Annotated in this window: 19 protein-coding genes; 10 read left to right on the top strand and 9 right to left on the bottom strand. The window is 60.0% G+C overall.

Annotated elements, in window-relative coordinates:
- Positions 1–50 precede the first annotated feature (50 nt).
- From CKW21_RS26960 to CKW21_RS26950, 3 genes are all read right to left on the bottom strand, one after another.
- Complete coding sequence (locus CKW21_RS26960; protein ID WP_095196904.1) at positions 51–929, bottom strand: copper resistance protein B; 879 nt, start codon at positions 927–929, stop codon at positions 51–53.
- Between the two features lie 10 nt (positions 930–939).
- The gene (locus tag CKW21_RS26955; RefSeq protein WP_095196903.1) at positions 940–2637 is read right to left on the bottom strand and encodes a copper resistance system multicopper oxidase; all 1698 of its coding nucleotides are present in this window, start codon (positions 2635–2637) and stop codon (positions 940–942) included.
- Positions 2638–2742: 105 nt separating this feature from the next.
- Positions 2743–3444: a murein L,D-transpeptidase catalytic domain family protein gene (locus CKW21_RS26950; protein ID WP_095196902.1), complete on the bottom strand. Its 702-nt coding sequence runs from the start codon at positions 3442–3444 to the stop codon at positions 2743–2745.
- 83 nt (positions 3445–3527) lie between these two features.
- Here CKW21_RS26950 and CKW21_RS26945 point away from each other — a divergent pair, with 83 nt between their 5' ends.
- Together CKW21_RS26945 and CKW21_RS26940 are read left to right on the top strand one after the other, a co-directional pair.
- Positions 3528–5276, top strand: a complete 1749-nt coding sequence (locus tag CKW21_RS26945) for a murein L,D-transpeptidase (RefSeq protein WP_095196901.1) — start codon at positions 3528–3530, stop codon at positions 5274–5276.
- 203 nt (positions 5277–5479) lie between these two features.
- On the top strand, positions 5480–6268 hold the full coding sequence (locus CKW21_RS26940; protein ID WP_095196900.1) for a 6-hydroxymethylpterin diphosphokinase MptE-like protein: 789 nt from the start codon (positions 5480–5482) through the stop codon (positions 6266–6268).
- A 79-nt stretch (positions 6269–6347) separates the two neighbouring features.
- Here the strand turns inward: CKW21_RS26940 and CKW21_RS26935 are convergent, their stop codons facing one another.
- Positions 6348–6671: a multidrug efflux SMR transporter gene (locus CKW21_RS26935; protein ID WP_095196899.1), complete on the bottom strand. Its 324-nt coding sequence runs from the start codon at positions 6669–6671 to the stop codon at positions 6348–6350.
- A 15-nt stretch (positions 6672–6686) separates the two neighbouring features.
- Positions 6687–7685: an SLAC1 anion channel family protein gene (locus tag CKW21_RS26930; protein WP_095196898.1), complete on the bottom strand. Its 999-nt coding sequence runs from the start codon at positions 7683–7685 to the stop codon at positions 6687–6689.
- A gap of 114 nt (positions 7686–7799) precedes the next feature.
- On the opposite strand from CKW21_RS26930, the gene CKW21_RS26925 reads away from it, so the two are divergent.
- Positions 7800–8750: a GlxA family transcriptional regulator gene (locus CKW21_RS26925; protein ID WP_095196897.1), complete on the top strand. Its 951-nt coding sequence runs from the start codon at positions 7800–7802 to the stop codon at positions 8748–8750.
- Here the strand turns inward: CKW21_RS26925 and CKW21_RS26920 are convergent.
- The gene (locus tag CKW21_RS26920; RefSeq protein ID WP_095196896.1) at positions 8745–9593 is read right to left on the bottom strand and encodes a LysR family transcriptional regulator; all 849 of its coding nucleotides are present in this window, start codon (positions 9591–9593) and stop codon (positions 8745–8747) included. The two genes, CKW21_RS26925 and CKW21_RS26920, sit on opposite strands and share 6 nt — an antisense overlap.
- Before the next feature lie 109 nt (positions 9594–9702).
- On the opposite strand from CKW21_RS26920, the gene CKW21_RS26915 reads away from it, so the two are divergent.
- From CKW21_RS26915 to CKW21_RS26885, 6 genes are all read left to right on the top strand, one after another.
- Positions 9703–10407, top strand: coding sequence for a haloacid dehalogenase type II (locus tag CKW21_RS26915; protein WP_095196895.1), 705 nt, complete (start codon positions 9703–9705; stop codon positions 10405–10407).
- Positions 10408–10424: 17 nt separating this feature from the next.
- The gene (locus CKW21_RS26910; protein ID WP_095196894.1) at positions 10425–11198 is read left to right on the top strand and encodes an aldolase; all 774 of its coding nucleotides are present in this window, start codon (positions 10425–10427) and stop codon (positions 11196–11198) included.
- A gap of 145 nt (positions 11199–11343) precedes the next feature.
- Positions 11344–12915, top strand: coding sequence for a GGDEF domain-containing protein (locus tag CKW21_RS26905; protein ID WP_095196893.1), 1572 nt, complete (start codon positions 11344–11346; stop codon positions 12913–12915).
- A 140-nt stretch (positions 12916–13055) separates the two neighbouring features.
- A complete protein-coding gene (locus tag CKW21_RS26900) occupies positions 13056–14462 on the top strand; it encodes a DUF1254 domain-containing protein (protein ID WP_095196892.1) in 1407 nt (468 codons plus the stop codon).
- Positions 14463–14808: 346 nt separating this feature from the next.
- The gene (locus tag CKW21_RS26890) at positions 14809–15603 is read left to right on the top strand and encodes an exodeoxyribonuclease III (RefSeq protein ID WP_095196890.1); all 795 of its coding nucleotides are present in this window, start codon (positions 14809–14811) and stop codon (positions 15601–15603) included.
- A 112-nt stretch (positions 15604–15715) separates the two neighbouring features.
- Positions 15716–16543 (top strand): arylamine N-acetyltransferase, encoded by an 828-nt coding sequence (locus tag CKW21_RS26885; RefSeq protein WP_095196889.1) that lies wholly within the window; start codon positions 15716–15718, stop codon positions 16541–16543.
- A 63-nt stretch (positions 16544–16606) separates the two neighbouring features.
- Here CKW21_RS26885 and CKW21_RS26880 read toward each other — a convergent pair whose 3' ends face one another.
- Together CKW21_RS26880 and CKW21_RS26875 are read right to left on the bottom strand one after the other, a co-directional pair.
- Positions 16607–16933: a BrnA antitoxin family protein gene (locus CKW21_RS26880; protein ID WP_095196888.1), complete on the bottom strand. Its 327-nt coding sequence runs from the start codon at positions 16931–16933 to the stop codon at positions 16607–16609.
- A 3-nt stretch (positions 16934–16936) separates the two neighbouring features.
- Positions 16937–17218, bottom strand: coding sequence for a BrnT family toxin (locus tag CKW21_RS26875; RefSeq protein ID WP_095196887.1), 282 nt, complete (start codon positions 17216–17218; stop codon positions 16937–16939).
- A 245-nt stretch (positions 17219–17463) separates the two neighbouring features.
- On the opposite strand from CKW21_RS26875, the gene CKW21_RS26870 reads away from it, so the two are divergent.
- On the top strand, positions 17464–18981 hold the full coding sequence (locus tag CKW21_RS26870; RefSeq protein WP_095196886.1) for a nucleobase:cation symporter-2 family protein: 1518 nt from the start codon (positions 17464–17466) through the stop codon (positions 18979–18981).
- A 66-nt stretch (positions 18982–19047) separates the two neighbouring features.
- Here the strand turns inward: CKW21_RS26870 and CKW21_RS26865 are convergent, their stop codons facing one another.
- Positions 19048–20280 carry a dienelactone hydrolase family protein gene (locus tag CKW21_RS26865; RefSeq protein ID WP_095196885.1) on the bottom strand — a complete coding sequence of 411 codons (1233 nt, stop codon included), beginning with the start codon at positions 20278–20280 and terminating at the stop codon, positions 19048–19050.
- Positions 20281–20302 lie beyond the last annotated feature (22 nt).

Raw genomic sequence — 20302 nt, 5'->3', positions numbered from 1 at the left:
GGCCTCTTGCCGCTTGAAGCGGTCAATTGTTGGTTATTGGATCAATAGGTTCAGAACCACATCCGCACGCCGAGTACCAGGCGTGCTTCGCTGCGGTCCTCGCCTTCGTCTGTGGCGTAATCGGCGGTCTTGCCGTAGGTGCGGTTCCAGGTCAGGCCAATGTACGGCGCGAATTCCCGGCGGATCTCGTAGCGCAGGCGCAGGCCGGCTTCGCTGTTGGACAACCCGGAACCGATGCCCCGTTGCGGGTCGTTTTTGCCGTAGAAATTGAGCTCGGCGGTCGGCTGCAGGATGAGCCGGTTGGTCAGCAGGATGTCGTAGTCGCCCTCCAGCCGTGCCGCGCTCTGGCCGCCTTCGCCGATGAAGGCGGTGGCTTCGGCTTCGAAGTTGTACAGCGCCATGCCTTGCACGCCGAAGGCGGCCCAGGTTTGCGGGGCGCCGGGTTTGAAGTCCTGGCGCACGCCGCTCACGACATCCCACCACGGCGAAATGGCGTGGCCCCAGAGCGCCTGGATTTCGGCGTCGTCGGTCTTGCCGTTGGTGCGTTCGCCTTCGGAGCGCAGCCACAGGCGATCGATGTCGCCGCCGATCCCGCCTGACAGATCCCAGGCCAGGGTGCTGCCGTCATCGGCGTCCTGCCATTCAAGCTTGTCGGCGAGGAAGAACGTGTTGAGCGCGCTGTCGTGCACGGTATGGCCGTGGGGGCTTGCGTAGACGGCGGCGCGGTCGGCGTCGGTCAACGGCGGGATGGGCGTGCGGCTTTCGGTCGGTGCGGCGGGCTGCATCTGGCCGTCGTCCATGGGTTGCATCTGGCTATGGTCCATCTGGCTGTGGTCCATGCCCTGCATGTCGTCGGTGGCGGCTATCGCCTTGGAAAGCGTCAGTCCGAGGGCGACGAAGGTCAGAACGTTGCGGGTAAATCCGGTCATGGGTAGCGCCTCATTCTTCCACGCGAACTTCACGGAACATGCCCATTTCCATGTGGTACAGGAGATGGCAGTGATAGGCCCAGCGCCCGAGTGCATCGGCGGTGACCCGATAGCTGCGCCGGGAGCCCGGCGGCATGTCGATGGTGTGTTTGCGCACCTTGAAGTCGCCGTTCTCGTCTTCGAGGTCGCTCCACATGCCGTGCAGGTGGATGGGGTGCGTCATCATGGTGTCGTTGACCAGCACCACCCGGACGCGCTCGCCGTACTTGAGGCGCAGCGGTTCGGCGTCGGAAAACTTCACGCCGTTGAACGACCAGGCGAACTTCTCCATGTGCCCGGTGAGGTGCAATTCGATCGTGCGACCGGGTTCGCGGCCATCCGGGTCTTCGAAGGTGCTGTGCAGGTCGGCATAGGTCAGGACCCGGCGCCCGTTGTTTCGCAGGCCAAGGCCGGGGTCGTCGAGTTTGGGGGAGGTGGACATGGCCTGCATGTCCACCAACGGGTTGTCGTTTTCCGACGCCGGATGGGATTGCATGCCGGGCATGGCCATGGCGCTGTGATCCATGCCGGCCATGCTGCCGTGGTCCATCCCGCCCATGCCCATGTCATCCATGGTGACCAGGGGGCGCGGATCCAGTGGCGGCACCAGCGCCGCTGAGCCTGCCTTCACGGACAGCGTGCCGCGAGCGTAGCCGGTGCGGTCCATCGATTGGGCGAAGAGGGTGTAGGTCTCCATTGTCGGCTCGACGATCACGTCGAAGGTTTCCGCCACCGCGATGCGGAATTCATCGACGCTCACCGGTTTGACATGCAGTCCATCCGCCGCCACCACGGTCATTTTCAAGCCAGGAATGCGCACGTCGAAGTAGGTCATCGCGGAGCCGTTGATAAACCGCAGCCGCAGCTTCTCGCCGGGACGAAACACACCGGTCCAGTTGGCGTCCGGCGTCTGGCCGTTCATCAAAAAGGTGTAGGTGGCGCCGCTGACGTCGGCCAGGTCGGTGGGGTTCATTTTCATCTCGGCCCACATCTTGCGATCGGCAACCGTCGCGCCCCAGCCTTTCTCGCTGACGTCGTGGATGAAATCGCCGACGGTGCGTTTGTTGTAGTTGTAGTAATCGGATTGTTTTTTCAGGGTCTTCATCAAGCTGACGGGGTCTTCGTCGGTCCAGTCGGACAGCATCACGACGTAATCGCGATCGTACTGGAAGGGCTCCGGTTCCCGGGCGTCGATCACCAGCGGACCGTACACGCCGATCTGTTCTTGAAGGCCGGAATGGCTGTGGTACCAGTAGGTACCGTTTTGCCGGACATTGAATTGATAAACGTAGACGCCACCCGGTTCGATGCCTTTGAAGCTCAGCCCCGGCACGCCGTCCATGTTGGCGGGCAGCAGGATGCCATGCCAGTGAATGGAGGTGCTGTCCTTGAGCCGGTTCTTCACCCGCAGCGTCACCGTGTCACCTTCACGCCAGCGCAGGAGCGGGCCGGGCAGGCTGCCGTTGATGGTCATTGCGGTGCGCGGGTTGCCGGTGAAGTTGACCGGGGTTTCGCCGATGAACAGCTCGAAATCGCTGCCGGCCAGCACCTGCGGTTCGCCGGGGCTGGTGATCGCCCAGACCGGCGTTCGCCATAACCCGAGGCCGCCCAGCAGCCCGCCCGCGGCCAGCCCCTTGACGAAGGTGCGTCTTGAAGTGTTGGAGTGCATGCCGTTTTTCCCGTCAGCCTGGTGAACGTGTCGATGAGGCTAACGGGCGGTGCCTTTCAGCAGGCTGAGGCGAAGATTACAGTTTTGACAGCTTGGCGCGCAGGTTTACTGGCGTTTGGTGGCTTTGTCCGATGACGCTACTGTCCCGCTGCCACAATTGATATAGGAAGAAGACTTCAGCCAGCGCTGATCCGGGTAGTAGGAAAACAGCAACTGCCCATCCTTCATCGAGTCGATCAGCCTGCGCGCAATGGCGGGTCGCACTGCCGGGCAACCGAGGCTTCTGCCAATGCGCCCGTTGGCGCGTGCCAGGACCGGACTGACGTACGGTGCACCGTGAATGACGATTGCCCGATCAAAGGCGTTATCGTTGAAGCCGGGCTCCAGGCCTTCCATGCGCAATGAGTAGCCGTTCTGGCCGCGATAACTTTCCTGCGTGCGGAACAGGCCGAGGCTGGTGGCGAAGCTTTCATTCTGGTTGGAGAACTGGGTGGCCATGTTTTCGCCGCTGTTGCGGCCATGGGCGACGAGTTCCTGGAACAGCAATTTGCGCTTTTTCAGGTCGAACACCCACAACCGTTGTTCGGTTGAAGGCAAGGAGTAATCGATCACTGCTAGTCTCTGTGCCGGGGCTGCGCCTTGGGCGCGGGTGCATTGGGTGGCACGTACCGCCAGGGCGATGACTTTTGCATTGGCGTTTGGAGCAGCTTTGGCCAGCGCCACTTCAAGCGAATCGGCGTAGGCTGGTAGGTAGGCCGACGTCAACAGCAGGGCTGTGAGCAGAAAGCCAAAGCGTTGTATCGGCATAAGGTAAGTCTCATCAGGAATATGTCGAGTCTAGCAGCGAGTGGAACGCTAGCCTTTGATTTGCGGGAGATTAAGGATTATCCATGGTGCAATTAACAAGGTTATTCGTCATAAGCCGCGCTTTTTTTATGGTCTTTCTGATCAGCGGCACGGCATTTGGTGAAAGTTCGCCGATCGTGCAGGCAACTCCGGAAACCAGTGTGGTGTCGGCGGCGCCTGATGATGTCGTGGGTCAAGCGATCCAGGCCGTGCTGGAACCCCTGCAATCGGCATTCCCGCCGCTGCTCACTTCACGCAAGCATCAGCGCGCGGACATCAACCGCGTGGTCCTGGATTTCTATTCCCACCGCAACTATCGCGCCGCCTGGACGAACGGACGCGATGTCGCCCAGTTGCTCAAAAGTCTGAATGAAACTGAAATCGATGGCTTGAACCCCTCGGATTACCGGAGTGCCGAGTTGGTCCAGGCGCAACTGGCGATGCAGGCCACCGCGCCAACGCCAGCGCAATCGGCGGCTTACGATATCGGGCTGACCCGCACCTACATCACTGCGCTGTTGCAGTTGCGGCGCGGCAAGGTCGACCCTTCACGGCTGGATTTTCATTGGAACTTCGACCCCGAGGGGGTTGATTCCCGTGAGGATGTGAACAGTTTCTTTGCTGCCCTCGACGATCACGATGTGGCTCGCGCGTTCGCTCAAGCGCCGCCGCAAGAGGCGGTTTATCGCAGCATGCGCGTAGCGCTGGCGCACTTGCGTCAGGTTCGGGATGCCGGTGGTTGGCCGAAGGTCGCCGAGGGGCAGTCGCTCAAGCCGGGGATGGACGGTGCGGCAGTTGCACAGTTGCGCGCCCGCCTGGTGGCCGGTGGTTATCTGGAGCCAACCAAGGGCAAACGCAGCGATTACGACGACAAAGTCATTGCGGCGGTGAAGAAGTATCAGGCCGAGCAGTATCTGGGGGCGGACGGTGTGGCAGGGGCGGCGACCCTGGCGGCGCTGAATGTGCCGGTCGAGGCACGGATCGATCAGGTCCGGGTGAACATGGAGCGGGCGCGGTGGTTGCTGTACAAGCTGCAAGGCACTTTTGTCGTCGTGGACATCGCCGGGTACAAGGTCGCGCTGTATCGCGACGGCCAGCCGATCTGGCGTTCCCGGGTACAGGTCGGCAAGCCGTTTCGCAGTACGCCGGTGTTTCAATCCGAGATTACTTACGTCACGTTCAACCCCACCTGGACCGTGCCGCCGACGATTCTGGTCAAGGATATGCTGCCCAAGATTCAACAGAACCCGGATTACCTGGCGGCCAATCGGATCCGGGCCCTGGATCGCGAAGGCAACGTGCTCGATCCGTCGACCGTCGACTGGTACAACGCGCGCGGTATCACGCTGCGCCAGGATGCCGGCCCTGAGAATTCATTGGGGCAGGTGGTCATTCGTTTCCCCAACGACTATGCGATTTATCTGCACGACACGCCGCATCGCGAGTTGTTTGCCAAGTCCATGCGCGCCACCAGTTCCGGATGCATCCGGGTGGAGAATCCGCTGCAGTTGGTCGAGCTATTGTTCAATGACCCGGAGCACTGGAACAGTGAGGGCATTCAGAAGCAGTTGGCCAATGGCAGGACCGAAAACATCAGGCTCCCGGTCAAGGTGCCGGTGCTGCTGGCTTACTGGACTGTCGACTTGAGCAAAGAGGGGCGGGTGACGTTCAAACCCGATGTTTATGGCTACGATACGCCGGTACTGAAGCAGTTGAATTTACCTTCAAAACTGCCGGCGCTGGAATTGCCACGGGCGGAAACTGCGATGGTGGTCACAGGGCAAAACCCGTAATAGACAGTATCAGACGAGGGTGGTTTTCACTCTGGCCCAAGACTGTGCGTCGTTTCTGAAAACGGGGAACGCTCTGCGACGGCCTTTGCGCTCCGTCGCAAACTTGGGATCCGATGAAGTCAAGCTGTTGGCTCGTCGGTTGAAAACTATCACAATGAAGATTGGTCACACATGATCGATCTCAATGGATAGGAAATTTGAAGATGGATGTTGCGCAGAAAAACTCGTCACGCACCGCAGGTCCACTTCATGTGCATGACCTCGATGAGTGCCGCAACATTCAAAAAGGATCGGTGTTCATCGTTGCCTCGGGGCCGTCTGCCAAGGATTTTCCGCTGGAAAAATTTGCCGATGTTCCGATGATCACCATGAATGGCGCGATCTCGAAGTTTATCGGGACAGGCATCAACCCGTTTTTTTATGTGTGTACCGATCAGGGATTTTCCCGGCAGCAACCTGAATTGTTCTCGCAGGCCATGCGACTCAGTGAACGGGTTGCGCTGTCGGAAGATCACGTCTGGCATACAACGGTCAAACCCTCAGGCCAGCTGTATCTGTTGAGCCGGGCACCCAAGCTGTCCTGGAGCGATCTGTTTCGCAATGACAACGAACTTGTCAGAAGCCGCAAGCTCGGCACTGGCCGTAATCGGAGCCTGGGTTTCAGCAAGAATCTAAAGCGCGGTTTTTTCGACGCTCGCACAGTGGCCTACCTGGCATTACAGCTTGCCTATCACCTGGGGTTTACCAAGGTGTTTCTGGTGGGTGTGGACTTGAATCAATCAGCGAATCGCTTCTATGAAGCGCCGGGGGTGTTTGCTTCCCCCTGCCGGCTTGATGAGCACTTCTATACGAGAATACTGCCGTCATTCGAGATCCTGTCGAAGTACGTCATGAACAAGGATTTTCAAGTCTATAACCTGTCCGAAGTCTCCCGAATTCCTGAGGCGCTGGTGGCTCGGGTGTCGCTGGATGAACTGGACAAGCGGGTCTGACGGAAATCCTTGACCCATGGAAACGGGCGCTTTTGAAGCGCCCGTTTTTTGTTTGTGAATCCGTACTGCTCAGCCGGTCTCACGACCAGCGCAGCCCTGCGACACTCACCACAATCATCCCCAGCCAGACCACCCGCCAGAAAGACACCGCATCGCCGAGCCAGTACATGCCGACCAATGCCGTACCGGCAGCGCCGATACCGGTCCACACGGCGTACGCTGTGCCAATGGGCAGTTGGCGCAGCGCCAGGGTCAACAACGTCAGGCTCCCCGCCAAAGCCACGAACGTGCCGAGTAACAACCAGGGTCTTTGCAAGCCGCTGGCGGATTTCAAGCCTATCGCGAACACAATCTCCAGAAGACCTGCCAGAAACAGCAGGCCCCAGGAATAACCGTAAGTCATGGATGCCTCGATGGGTCAGTTGGACAACAGTTTTCCGTTGAACAGGATTTTCAATGTCTTCACGGTCAGTACCGCCAAGGCAATGGTCAGGAAGGCCAGAATCAAATAGGCCACGGCACTGAGGACGATGCTGTCTTGTGCGTAGGCGTATTTCAACGCGGCATTGCTCAGCGCGGCGATGGGGAAGCTGATGGCCCACCAGGCAGGCGAGAAGGGCACGTCTTTACGAAACACTTTGAAGGCCAGCACCGCAAACAGAAACAGACCGAAGTAGAACAGCAGGCTGGCGAAGTGATCGATCACCCCGAAGAAGTTGGTGTAGGCCAGGAAGCCGACTTCAAAAGGCGCGATCAGAATCATCAGCGAAGGCGTCATGCCTTTGGCCATGGCTGGCTCGTGTACCAGTCGTGCGAAAATCCGGGTGAAGAACATCAGCGCCAACACGGTACCGACGGCGATGGCGAACACGTTGAACTCATAAGCCCAGGCCATGGGCATTTGCGCACCGGCCACGGCGATGTCGAGGGTGGCGACACCGGGGATCAACCACGCGGGCACGGCATGCTGCGCGTCCTGGTTACCCGACAGCAACCGCGATACCACCACACCACCCAGCACCACGGTCAACAGGCTGCCAATGACCCAAAGCGCCTGACTCAACACCGCGCTGTAGGGGGCAGATACAGCAGACAGCAGCAACAGGGCAATGGTGACGGTACCGAAGAAGTTGCCAGACACAGGGTGGTTGAATTCCGCTTTCACCACTTCGGGGTGCTTGATCCATTTGGTGAGGTAGCCCAATACCAGCAGGGCGAAGACCAGTCCGGCAAACAGGCCGATGCCGTCGGCGATCACACTGGCCTGAGCGGTGTGTTGGCTGACCAGGCGCCAAGCCAGGCTGAGGCCTGCAAGCCCCATCACGGAACCGAACAGGTTGATGGGGAGGTTTTTGATCGACGTCGATTTTGTGGCTGAATCGAGGGCGACGGCAGGGGGCATATTCAAGGCAGTCATGGCGGTCTCCGGTTGACTGAATTAATCGTCATGGGTAGTTTCAGCCAATATTCATCTGGCTTGAAGCGTCTTGAAACGACGTTTTCTGCCATTAACATTACGAGGACAGACACCATGCGCATCGCCTTGCTGGCATTCCCTCGGGTACAAATGCTGGACATCGTCGGGCCGGCGGATGTATTTGCCGAAGCCGCCCGGCAACTGGGCAAGCCACGTGCCTATCAAGTCTCGGTGATCGGCACCGAGACCGGGCCGATCAAGGGCACCAGCGGTTTACGCCTGGCGCTGGACGGCACCATCGATACGTTCAAAGGCTCGATCGATACGCTGCTGATTGCCGGCAGCCCTGCGGTCAGCGAGGTCGCGCAAAACCTGCAGTTGCAAGCCTGGATACGGCTTCAGGCGACCAAGGTGCGGCGCATCGGCTCGGTGTGCAGCGGTGCCTTTGTACTGGCGGCAGCCGGTCTGCTGGAAGGGCGGCACGTGACCACTCATTGGAATTCCAGCGCGCTGCTGGCCAAGGAATTTCCCGAGACCATCGTCGAACCGGACAGCATTTTCATCCGCGACGGCAATGTCTACACCTCGGCCGGTGTCACGGCGGGCATGGACCTGGCGCTGGCCATGGTCGAAGAGGATCACGGCCGTGAATTGGCGCTGAGCATCGCCCGGGAAATGGTCATGTACTTCAAGCGCCCGGGCGGGCAGTCGCAGTTCAGTGCGCAGTTGGCGGCGCAAACGGCAGAGCGCACGGTCATTCGCCAAATCCAGGGTTACATCGTCGACAATCTGAAGGCCGATTTGAGCGTGCCGACCCTGGCCGAGCGGTCGGGCATGAGTGAGCGCAACTTTGCCCGGGTGTTCAAGGCCGAAGGCGGATTCACGCCCGCGGAGTTCGTCGAATTGGCCCGCATCGACGAGGCCCGGCGCTTGATCGAAGGTGCAGATGTATCCCTCAAGCGCCTGGCCGACCAGGTGGGGTATGCCAATATCGATGGGTTCAGGCGCGCATTCGTTCGGCGCCTGGGGATCAGTCCCAGCGATTATCGGAAGCGTTTTTTATAAAGCAGGGCTTTGCAGCTCCACCCGCAGAAACTCCACCAGCGCCCGCTGCAATCCGCTCAGTGCGCCATCGCGACTGATCAGCGCCAACTCTGTCGGCGGCAGCGGCGGCAAGTCGGTGCATACGCTGTGCTCGGGCAGCACCGCCGAAGCAGGCAACACCGAAATGCCCAGCCCACAGGCCACGGCGGCTTGAATCCCGGTCAGGCTGTGGCTGCCGAACGCGATACGCCAGGGCCGTTGCGCCACGTCCAGCAGGCGGATGGCCCGTTGGCGATAGATGCACCCCTGGGGAAACAGCGCCAGTGGCAACACGCCGTTGGCCGGGTCTGCCTGCGCACCTTTGACACACACCAGCGTTTCCGGCCAGGCGGCCCAGCACGGGCCGCTGTCCGGCTCACGCTTGACCAAGGCAATGTCGATGTCACCGCTGGCAAGCTTGTTTTTGAGATCGGTACTCATGCCGCTGAGGGTCTCCAGGCGTGCCTGGGGTTTTTCGCGGTTGAATCCGGCGAGGATCGTCGCCATGCGCCGGGCGTCGAAATCTTCCGGCACGCCGATGCGCAGGATCTCCAGATCCACGTCGCTGGCCAGCGCTTCCACGGCCTGTGAAGACAATGCCAGCAAGCGCCGCGCATAGTGAATCAACATTTCGCCATGCTCGGTGACACTGATGTTTTGCCCGGTGCGATCGCGCAGCAGCAATGAATGCCCGACCAGCTCTTCGAGTTTGCGCACCTGTTGGCTCACGGTGGATTGTGTCCGATGCACCCGCTCGGCCGCACGGGTGAAACTACCTTCGTCCACTACACAGACGAAGGTCTTGAGCTGTTCAAGATCGAGCATGGCGGCCTCCGTTGATATTTGTTTTGTAACTGACGATTAAGTATTTATTTAATTTCACACTATCACCACTCGCACTTAATCTGAACCCCACACTTCAGAGGATGCTGCCATGACACTCCAAAACACCCCGCGCCCCCAATGGCTGACCTTCGATTGCTACGGCACGCTGATTCAATGGGATGAAGGCTTGCAAGCCGTGGTGGCCGAGATTTTGCGCGACAAAGGCGACCACGCTGTCGATGTCGATCGCCTGATCGAGGTCTATGACCGGCACGAACATCGACTGGAGCAGATTCCGCCGCATCGCTCGTTCCGCCAATTGAGTACGCTCGGGTTGCAGTTGGCGCTGGAGGAACTGAACCTGGCGATTGCGCCCGAGGACAGTCAACGCCTGGCCGGGGCGATTCCGCGGATGCCGCCGTTTCCCGAGGTGGTCGCGAGCCTGGCGCAACTCAAGGCGATGGGGTTCAAGTTGTGCATCGTGTCCAATACCGACGACGACATCATTGCCGGCAACGTCGCGCAACTCGGCGGGCACATCGACCGGGTCATCACCGCCCAGCAGGCCGGCGCCTACAAGCCCAATCCCAGGCTGTTCGACTACGCGCACGAACAACTGGGTGTCACCCGCGAGCAAGTGGTGCATATCTGCGCCAGCCCTACACTGGATCACACCGCCGCCCGGGACATGCACTTTCGTTGCGTATGGATCGACCGTGGCACCGGTCGACAGTTGCTGCCGGACTATCGACCCGATGCGATATTGAACACGCTGGACCAGGTCGTGCCCTTGTTCACATCCCTTGGCTGGTAACCCACGGAGTCAGCGCCATGGCCCATACGCTTGCAGGCAGTTCCCGTCCCTCGAATTACACCGGCCTCGATCTGGACACACCGGCCGTCATCACCGCGCGCACGGAGTTGGCCGCGTGCTTTCAACTGGCGGCGCGTCATGGCCTGGAGGAGGGCATCTGCAATCATTTCTCGGCCATGGTGCCGGGGCGCGATGATCTGTTTTTCGTCAACCCCTACGGTTATGCCTTCGAAGAAGTCACGGCTGACAAGCTGCTGGTCTGTGATTTCCACGGTCATGTGGTGGACGGCGAGGGTCAGCCGGAAGCGACGGCGTTTTACATCCATGCGCGGCTGCACCAACGGTTGCCACGGGTGAGGGTGGCGTTCCACACACACATGCCGCACGCCACTGCGTTGTGCCTGCTGCAAGGTCCACCCCTGTTGTGGCTGGGCCAGACGGCACTGAAGTTTTACGGCCGCACGGCGGTGGATGAACACTACAACGGCCTGGCCCTGGATGAATCCGAAGGTGACCGCATTGCCAGTGTCATGGGTAATGCCGACATTCTGTTTTTGAAGAATCACGGGGTGATCGTCGCCGGGTCCACCATCGCCGAAGCCTGGGATGATCTGTATTACCTGGAGCGCGCCGCCCAGGTGCAATTGATGGCCATGGCAACCCAACGGGAACTCCTGCCGGTGCCTCACGAAATCGCCCAACGCGCCTATGAGCAGATGCGCGTGGGCGACGCTGAAAGTGCGCGGGCGCATTTGCACAGTGCGATGCGGCGGTTGCAGCGCTCTGCTTGATGCGCGACGGGCTGAGGGGGCTCTGGGGGCGGAAGCACTTGATATGCGGTTCCCATTTATCCCCGATAACCCCGTAGACTACGCGCACAAAAAATGAGGGCTTTTGGGCCGGTGCCCATGCGTTGCCCTTGAAGGATGAGCTTCTTTGCCCACGCGCTTTCACGACCAGCAACACACCCCCAACGTCGCATCAAAACGCGTACCGCTGCGCAAGGCAGCGGTATTGTTTATTGCCACGGTGTGTCTGTGCCTGTGTGCTTTGCTGTACCTGCAACTGGAGCAATCCCGCCGTCATGATCTGAGTCAGGCCCAGGTCGCCTCCTCGAACCTGACGCGGGCGATGGCGCAGCAGGCCGAAGACACGTTCATGAAGGCCGATCTGGTGCTGACCAGTCTGGTGGACTGGATTCAGGTCGACGGCTTCGGCCCGTCCTTGCGACCCCGCTTGCAGAAAACCTTCGCCCGGCGCGTGCAGGCGTTGGACCAGTTGCACGGCATCCTGCTGTTCGACCAGAAGGGCCAGTGGGTCGTGAATTCATTTGAGAGTCTGCCCCGCGGCCCCGGCGTGGCGGATCGCGAATACTTCAAGTTTCACCAGCAGAACGTGTCGTCCATGGCGCACATCGGCCCGGCCATTCGCAGCCGGGAAAACGGCGAGTGGATCATTCCGGTCTCCAAGCGGGTGAACGACAGGAACGGCCAGTTCCAGGGCGTTTTGCTGGCCGGAATCAAGATGTCGTACTTCGACCAGTTCTTCAAAAGCTTCAACATCGACGACAACGGTTCGATGTTTGTGGCGTTGACCGATGGAACGCTGCTGGCGCGCCGGCCGTTCGTGGAGTCGCAGATCGGCACGTCCTTGGCGCGAAGTGAAATCTTTCAGAAACTCCTGCCCCAGGCACCCTCCGGCAACGCGATGTTCACTTCGTTGGTGGATGGCGTCGTTCGCCTGTTTGGCTACCGTCAGCTGGAGGCTTACCCGCTGGTGGTTTCGGCGGCTTCTTCCAGGGATTCGATTCTGGCGGGTTGGTACGACACGGCGTTTCGCTCCAGCGTCATTGTCGCGCTGGTCATGCTCGGCGTAGGTCTGTTCGGTTGGGTGTTCATCCGTCAGGTGCGTGTCGGTGAGCGGGTCGAGGCGGATTTGCGCAAGGCCCAGCAAGCACTTGAACTGATCGCCACCCATGACAGCCTGACCGGTCTGGGCAATCGCCGGTTGTTCGAGCGGGCGCTGGACATCGAGTTCGGGCGCGGCGCGCGCCAGCACACTTCGCTGAGCCTGATCATGCTCGATATCGATTACTTCAAGTGCTACAACGATACGTACGGCCATGTGGTGGGCGACCATTGCCTGGCCGAAGTGGCGCGAGCGGTGAAAAGGTGCTGCCATCGCAAGGCCGATCTGGCGGTGCGCTACGGCGGCGAAGAGTTTGCGGTGTTGCTGCCCGACACTGACATCCACGGCGCCATGACCATAGCCGAACAAATCCGCCGCAGTGTCATGGACAAGAACATCAGCCACACCGGTTCGCCCATGGGTTATGTGACGGTCAGCCTCGGTTGCTATTCGTTTGTCCCAACCGGACAAGACAACATGGATGTGTTCGTCCAGCGGGCGGATGCGGCGTTGTATCAGGCCAAGCATTCGGGGCGCAATCGCTCGGCCGTGCTGTCGATGGAGGGCGGTGTCGAGGCGCTGATGCGTTCGGATCGTTGAAGCGCTGCCCTGTTGTTTCACCCGCGCAACACCCGGCGAACCAATTGTCCGCCTGTCAGTTCCCGTTCATTTGATCGTCTAGAGTTCCGTTAGTCCTGCCAAATCCTGCAGGTCTCCCTAACGCATGGACGATCGCCAACATGTTGATAACCCAAGCATTGACAGCCGTTGCTCTCACCCTTGCAGCCTGCGCTATCTTTCCACTGGTCAGTCACGCGCAATCGAAAGTCACACCCGAGGAAGCTCACGCCATTGGCGTGGAAGCCTACGTTTATTTCTATCCGCTGCTGACCATGGACATCACCCGTAAACAGTTCACCAACATCGAACCGGGCAAGGAGTTCGGTAAAGGTCCGATGAACATGTTTGTCAGCGTGCCGCAGTATCCGCCGGCAGATTTCAAAGGCGTGGTGCGTGCGAATTTCGATACTTTGTATTCCATTGCCTGGCTCGATTTGACCAAGGAGCCGCTGGTGATCGCGGCACCGGACACCGCCGGACGTTTCTATCTGCTGCCCATGCTCGACATGTGGAGCGACGTCTTCGCCTCGCCCGGCTGGCGCACCACCGGTACAGATGCCGCGCAGTTTCTGGTCACACCGCCGGGTTGGACCGGTACGGTGCCTGCCGGGTTGAATCATCTGCCTGCACCGACACCTTTTGTCTGGGTCATCGGTCGCACCAAGACCGACGGCGCGGCGGACTACGCGGCGGTGCACAAGATCCAGGCCGGCTACACCGTGACACCGCTGTCGCGACTGGGCAAAAGCGAGGAACCGGTCAGTGTCAAGATAGACCCGGCGGTGGACATGAAGACCCCGCCGAAAATCCAGGTCGATACGTTGTCAGCAGCCGGGTACTTCGCGTATGCCGCCGAATTGCTCAAAGTGCATCCGGCCCACAGCACCGACCAACCGATGCTGGCGCAGATCAAGCGGATCGGCATCGAGCCCGGCAAGTCGTTCGACCTGGACGCCCTGGACCCTGACATCAAGGCCGCGCTGCAAACCGTGCCGCAAGAAGCACAGGCACTGATGAAATGGAAAGTGGAAACCCTGGCGCGGGTGGTCAACGGTTGGTCGATGAACACCGATACCATGGGCGTGTATGGCAACTACTATCTCAAGCGCGCAATCGTTGCCCAGGTAGGGCTTGGCGCCAACCTGCCCGAGGATGCGATTTATCCGTTGAACATGGGCGATGAAAACGGCAAGCCCCTCAATGGTGCGAACAAGTATGTGCTGCATTTCCCCAAGGGGGAGGCACCACCGGTGAACGCGTTCTGGTCGATCACGCTGTACGACCCCGAAGGCTTCCAGGTCGGCAACGAACTAAACCGATTTGCGGTCAGCAGCTGGATGCCGTTCAAGAGCAACGCCGATGGGTCGCTGGACCTCTATTTCCAGAATGAAAGTCCCGGCAAGGAGCATGAAGCCAACTGGCTGCCGGCCCCCAAAGGACCGTTCAACCTGACCATGCGCCTGTACGGGCCGAAGGCCGAGGCGTTGAACGGCAAGTGGAACCCGCCGCCGGTCAAGCAGTTGTAGGTATGGGCTATAGAAGCAGCCGATGAGTTACCACCATCGGCTGCCTTTACGCGTTCAGCTGCCCGTCCCGCCGCCGGCACCGGCATTACCGCCGGAGGGGGCGGAGGGCGTGTTGTCAGGGGGCATGACCGGGGCGCTGGTTGGAAGGGTGTGGGTGGAAAAAAATCCTGGTGTGCCGATCACCCTGTGGGAGCGAGCCTGCTCGCGAAGGGGGAGTGTCAGTCGGCATCCAGGCTTTTCTCGGCAGACATTGGACATCTATTACGCCGTACAGGCGACGGCTGACGCAACCACCGACAGGCATCGAGGTCACAATCTGCAGACCCAGCCAACTGGAACGGCGGCCATGAAAAAATTGCGGATCGCGACCTTCAATGTCAACGGCATGCGTGCCCGATTACCGAACCTGCTGGCCTGGCTTGAGCGCGAGCGGCCGGATATCGCCTGTTTGCAGGAGCTCAAGTCGGTGGACAGCGCCTTTCCCGCCGCCGAGCTTGAAGCCGTCGGCTACGGTGCGATATGGCAGGGCCAGGCGTCGTGGAACGGGGTGGCGATTCTGGCGCGGGATGCCCAGCCGCTGGAAAGTCGACGAGGGTTGCCGGGCGATGAGGGCGACACTCACAGTCGTTATCTGGAAGCCGCCGTTCATGGGGTGCTGGTAGGTTGCCTGTACCTGCCCAATGGCAATCCGCAACCGGGCCCGAAATTCGATTACAAGCTGGCGTGGTTCGAGCGGCTGATCCGCTACGCGCAGGCGCTGCAAAGCAGCGAACATCCCGTGGTGCTGGGCGGTGACTACAACGTGGTGCCCACCGATCTGGACATCTACAACCCGCGCTCCTGGCTCAAGGACGCCTTGCTGCAACCGGAAAGTCGTGCGTGTTACCAGCGGCTTCTGGATCAGGGCTGGACCGATTCCTTGCGACATCTGTACCCGCAGGATCGCCTTTACACCTTCTGGGACTATTTCCGTCAGCACTGGCAGAAGAACTCCGGATTGCGCATTGACCACCTGCTGCTCAATCCGGCGTTAAGCCCTTACTTGCTGGACGCTGGCGTCGATGCCTGGGTTCGCAACGAGCCCCATGCCAGCGACCATGCGCCGACCTGGATTCAACTGGGCTCGCGCAAGCGCCGCTGATTTGTTCTGCAGGGCGATTGGCTAAATCAATTGTCGGCGGCAGCGCCCCATCCCTTATACATAGCGACAATGGCGGAACGATCCGCAGCCTCCCGTGCATAAGGACTGAACGATGAGCGAGCCACACCTGACGAACCTTGCGCTGTACCTGCAACGCCTGGGCTTCGATGCGCCCCCGGCGCCGACCCTGGAGACGTTGCGTCAGTTGCAATTGCGCCACACTGGCGTTTTTCCGTTTGAAAACCTCACTACGCTGTCAGGCGAACCGGTGCTGATCGACTTACCGTCGATAGAGCGCAAAGTCCTGCACGACGGGCGCGGGGGTTACTGTTACGAACTCAACAATTTGTACCTGGCCTTGCTTCAAGCGTTGGGTTTCGAGGCGCGAGGCATCAGCGGCCGCGTAGTCATGGGTCAGCCCGAAGGCGCATGGACTGCCCGCACGCACCGCTTGAGCCTGGTGACGCTGGACGGCGTGCGCTATATCACTGACGTCGGCTTCGGCGGCATGGTGCCCACCGCACCGCTGTTGCTCGACAGCCGGGCTGAACAGGCCACTCCGCACGAACCCTATCGCATCGAACAACACGTCGACGGCTACACGCTGCGCGCCAAGGTCGCGGGTGAGTGGCGAGCGATGTACATCTTCGATCTGCAACGCCAGGACGACATCGATTACACCGTCGGCAACTGGTATGTCTCGACCCATCCGGAATCATCTTTCGCCAGACAACTGATGGTGGCGCGGACCGGGGAAGGGTGGCGACGTACGCTGAACGATGGCAGTTTCGCGATCCATCGTATGGGCCATGACAGCGAACGCCGGCAGGTGGTCGATGTGCAGGAACTGTTGGCCTTGCTGGAAAGTGAATTCGGCATTCGGGTGCCGCAACATCAAACATTGATCCGCACACTTGAACACCTGATCGAGGTGCAATAAGCGGCTTACCCTGCACACAAAAAAGGGGCGGATTGCATCAATCTGCCCCTTTTTGCATCAGGCCTAGGGCCTGACTTCAGGCTCCATCACGCGCTGAATCTCCCTGAGCGCTTCCGAGAGTTTCTTCTCCAGGGTTTTCAGCTCGGAAGTCGTGATGCCCTTTTTCAGGCGCCCGGCAGCACTTGAATCCGCCACTTTTCCATGGTCGGTCAACAGCGCCCGGCGCAGGGTGTTGTTGATTGCGGTCTGGTAGCCATAGCCCTCGCGCTCTGCCAGCGCGCGCGCGGCTTCGATGACGGCATCATCGAGCATGATGGTGATTCGGGTCTTCCCTTTGCTGGAGGCAACCGCCCCACGCCTGGCATGGCTGAAGTCGTACTCGTCTTTCATCGGTCAAGCCTCCAGATACTGTCGGCGCTCGTTTCTACTGGCGAGGCGCGCGGAAATGATTCGAACAAAATCAGGGTCCCGATAGGTGTAAGCCACCACCAGCAAACGACCTTTGCCATCAAGTCCGATAGTGATCCAGCGCGCTTCATCATGGTGATCGTCCTGAATCGTCAGGGCGCGTTCGTCATGGAACACCGGTTCTGTCTCGGCGAGGCTGATGCCCTTGTGCTTGAGTTTGTTGGCTGCGTTCTTTGCCTTATGGAACTGAATGTCGAATGGCTTCATTATGCATACTTTATATGTATATGAAAGAGGGCGACCACGACCGATGGTCGACAGGAACTGAAAAGACTAGCGGGCGGAGGAGAATGGCCCGGGAGGATGTATTTCAAGGTTTGATGGGCAGTGGCACACAGTCTGCATGACCAACCGTTCATAATTTGAATGGCAAGTTGTATACAAGTCTATGGACATTTGTCCTGACTCTTGCATACAGTGTGCGCATAACAAAAACCAGGGAACCCCCTAACATGAAAACGCCCCATGTTTCACACCAACGGCCCGAAGACGAAAACCTCGGGATCGGCGCGAATATGGCTTACGGCCTGCAACATGTTCTGACCATGTACGGTGGCATCGTCGCGGTGCCTTTGATCATTGGTCAGGCTGCCGGGCTGTCGCCGGCGGACATTGGTTTGTTGATTGCTGCTTCATTGTTTGCGGGGGGGCTGGCCACGTTGCTGCAAACCCTGGGCTTGCCGTTTTTCGGTTGTCAGTTGCCGCTGGTGCAGGGCGTGTCGTTCTCTGGCGTCGCGACCATGGTGGCGATCGTCAGCAGTGGGGGCGAGGGCGGGTTTCAGTCGATTCTGGGGGCGGTGATTGCGGCGTCCCTGATCGGCTTGCTGATCACGCCGGTGTTCTCGCGGATCACCAAGTTCTTTCCGCCGCTGGTCACGGGGATCGTGATCACCACCATCGGCCTGACGTTGATGCCGGTGGCTGCACGCTGGGCCATGGGCGGCAACAGCCATGCCCCGGAATTCGGCAGCATGGCCAATATCGGCCTGGCGGCGGTGACCCTGGTGCTGGTGCTGTTCTTGAGCAAAATCGGCAGCGCAACCATCTCCCGGCTGTCGATCCTGCTGGCGATGGTCATCGGCACGATCATCGCGGTGTTCCTGGGCATGGCGGACTTCTCGTCGGTGACTCAAGGCCCGATGTTCGGCTTCCCGACGCCGTTCCACTTCGGCATGCCGACCTTCCACTTCGCCGCCATCCTGTCGATGTGCATCGTGGTCATGGTGACCCTGGTGGAAACCTCGGCGGACATCCTGGCGGTCGGTGAGATCATCGACACCAAGGTCGACTCCAAGCGCCTGGGTAACGGCCTGCGTGCCGACATGTTGTCGAGCATGATCGCGCCGATCTTCGGTTCCTTCACCCAAAGCGCCTTCGCCCAGAACGTCGGGCTGGTGGCGGTAACCGGGATCAAGAGTCGATATGTGGTGGCCACCGGCGGCCTGTTCCTGGTGATTCTCGGCCTGTTGCCATTCATGGGGCGGGTCATCGCCGCCGTGCCGACCTCCGTCCTCGGCGGCGCCGGTATCGTGCTGTTTGGCACCGTGGCCGCCAGTGGCATCCGCACCCTGTCCAAGGTCGACTACCGCAACAACGTCAACCTGATCATTGTCGCCACCTCCATCGGCTTCGGCATGATCCCGATCGCCGCACCGAACTTCTACGACCACTTCCCAAGCTGGTTCGCCACAATCTTCCACTCGGGCATCAGCTCCTCGGCAATCATGGCGATTGTGCTGAACCTGGCTTTCAACCACCTCACGGCCGGCAACTCCGACCAGCAGTCGGTGTTTGCGGCAGGGACCGAACGGGTCCTGCGCTATCAGGATCTGGCGGCGTTGCGCGAAGGGGATTACTTCAGCGACGGCAAGCTGCATGACTGCGACGGCAAGGAAATTCCGGTGGTGGAGGTGGACCACGGGCATGGCGAGCCACGCGCGGTGCATGCGAAAAGCAGTGAGCATGTCTGACGTTTGATCGAATGCAAAAAGGCCGATCTGTTGCGTGACAGATCGGCCTTTTGCATTGATGGGTCTCTATTGCGCGCTTTGCGTCCAGCGCCCCATCAACGTGTTGGACGGCAGTTGTTCATCCAGCAATTTTCTCGCCGTTTCCACTCCCGCCACCGGCAGCCCTTCGGGGTTCAACAAGCCAATCTGCACCAGCACACTGGCCTGGTCCCAGTAGATATGCTCGTGGTACAGCTTGTCTCCTCGAAACTTGATCACACCCAGCATCGGAATCTCGACGTACTTACCGGTCGGTGCCACGTTGGGCAGCATCCAGTCGATTTCGGTGCTGTGGGTGAAGCACATGATGAATTCATCGACGATCTGCAGGGCGCCGATGGTGCGTGAGATCGGTATGAGCTTCATGTCCGGCGGGTTGCCGTGGACAAAATGGTGTTGGTAGAAGCGGCTGAGCTCCCTGGCGCCAACGCCGCCGGTCATGGTCGGAATATGGTTGACGTAGGGTTCGGCGACCATGGTCGCCATGGTGGCGGGTACGTCCCGGGTGTCGAACTCGTGACGGATGTGTTCTTCCCACAGGGCTGACAGGTTGAAGTGGGGGCCGATCTCGCGCTTGAGGGCGGCGATGCTGCGTTCATGGGCCATCAGCGAGGCCGGCTTGTCGTAGTGTGGGCTCCCGGCTCGGGCGAAGGCGTGGTCGACGCCCGGGTAGACGTAGATTTCGGTTTTGTCGTTGCCGGCCAGGTGCTCGCTGATCCGGGCGCGGGCGCTGGCGTCGCAATAGCCATCGTTTTCGGCGAAGTGCAGGACCAGGCGACCCTTGAGGTTTTCCGATTCGTGCAGCAAGTGTTCGATGCCCATGCCGTAGTAGCCGACGGCGCAGGCAACATCGGTGCGCGTGGCGGTCAGCCAGGCCAGCTTGCCACCCATGCAGAAGCCGACGTAACCCAGGCCCGCGCCTTCGACTTCAGGCAGGGCACGCAGGGCTGTGAAGCTGGCGTCGATGTCGGTGACGGCCTTGTCCACGTCCAGGCGCTGGAACAGGTCGATGGCGACCGCAAAATCGGCTTCGGTGTACCCCAGGTCAATGCCCGGGTGCAGGCGCCAGAACAGATCCGGTACCAGCGCCACATAACCTTCCTCGGCATAGAAATCGGCCACCGCGCGCATATTGGCGTTGATCCCGAAAATCTCCTGGCCGATCACGACCCCGGGACCCTTGCCACTGGCCGGCAGGGCCAGGTAACCGCTGAACGTGGCGCTGCTGTCCGTTGCCCGGATTTCAATCATCTTGCCCATGTCATCTACCTCATTCGGTTGT

The sequence above is a fragment of the Pseudomonas sp. Irchel 3A7 genome (genome assembly GCF_900187565.1).
Lineage (GTDB): Bacteria > Pseudomonadota > Gammaproteobacteria > Pseudomonadales > Pseudomonadaceae > Aquipseudomonas.
The sequence above is the reverse complement of the archived record's forward strand: the minus strand, read 5'-3'. Positions and strand labels throughout refer to the sequence as shown.

Coding starts and splice junctions, on each gene's coding strand:
- CKW21_RS26960 (WP_095196904.1), bottom strand. CDS start 929: ATGACCGGATTTACCCGCAACGTTCTGACCTTCGTCGCCCTCGGACTG.
- CKW21_RS26885 (WP_095196889.1), top strand. CDS start 15,716: ATGAGCGAGCCACACCTGACGAACCTTGCGCTGTACCTGCAACGCCTG.
- CKW21_RS26880 (WP_095196888.1), bottom strand. CDS start 16,933: ATGAAAGACGAGTACGACTTCAGCCATGCCAGGCGTGGGGCGGTTGCC.
- CKW21_RS26900 (WP_095196892.1), top strand. CDS start 13,056: ATGTTGATAACCCAAGCATTGACAGCCGTTGCTCTCACCCTTGCAGCC.
- CKW21_RS26955 (WP_095196903.1), bottom strand. CDS start 2,637: ATGCACTCCAACACTTCAAGACGCACCTTCGTCAAGGGGCTGGCCGCG.
- CKW21_RS26930 (WP_095196898.1), bottom strand. CDS start 7,685: ATGACTGCCTTGAATATGCCCCCTGCCGTCGCCCTCGATTCAGCCACA.
- CKW21_RS26910 (WP_095196894.1), top strand. CDS start 10,425: ATGGCCCATACGCTTGCAGGCAGTTCCCGTCCCTCGAATTACACCGGC.
- CKW21_RS26945 (WP_095196901.1), top strand. CDS start 3,528: ATGGTGCAATTAACAAGGTTATTCGTCATAAGCCGCGCTTTTTTTATG.
- CKW21_RS26915 (WP_095196895.1), top strand. CDS start 9,703: ATGACACTCCAAAACACCCCGCGCCCCCAATGGCTGACCTTCGATTGC.
- CKW21_RS26870 (WP_095196886.1), top strand. CDS start 17,464: ATGAAAACGCCCCATGTTTCACACCAACGGCCCGAAGACGAAAACCTC.
- CKW21_RS26920 (WP_095196896.1), bottom strand. CDS start 9,593: ATGCTCGATCTTGAACAGCTCAAGACCTTCGTCTGTGTAGTGGACGAA.
- CKW21_RS26890 (WP_095196890.1), top strand. CDS start 14,809: ATGAAAAAATTGCGGATCGCGACCTTCAATGTCAACGGCATGCGTGCC.
- CKW21_RS26935 (WP_095196899.1), bottom strand. CDS start 6,671: ATGACTTACGGTTATTCCTGGGGCCTGCTGTTTCTGGCAGGTCTTCTG.
- CKW21_RS26925 (WP_095196897.1), top strand. CDS start 7,800: ATGCGCATCGCCTTGCTGGCATTCCCTCGGGTACAAATGCTGGACATC.
- CKW21_RS26940 (WP_095196900.1), top strand. CDS start 5,480: ATGGATGTTGCGCAGAAAAACTCGTCACGCACCGCAGGTCCACTTCAT.
- CKW21_RS26865 (WP_095196885.1), bottom strand. CDS start 20,280: ATGGGCAAGATGATTGAAATCCGGGCAACGGACAGCAGCGCCACGTTC.
- CKW21_RS26875 (WP_095196887.1), bottom strand. CDS start 17,218: ATGAAGCCATTCGACATTCAGTTCCATAAGGCAAAGAACGCAGCCAAC.
- CKW21_RS26950 (WP_095196902.1), bottom strand. CDS start 3,444: ATGCCGATACAACGCTTTGGCTTTCTGCTCACAGCCCTGCTGTTGACG.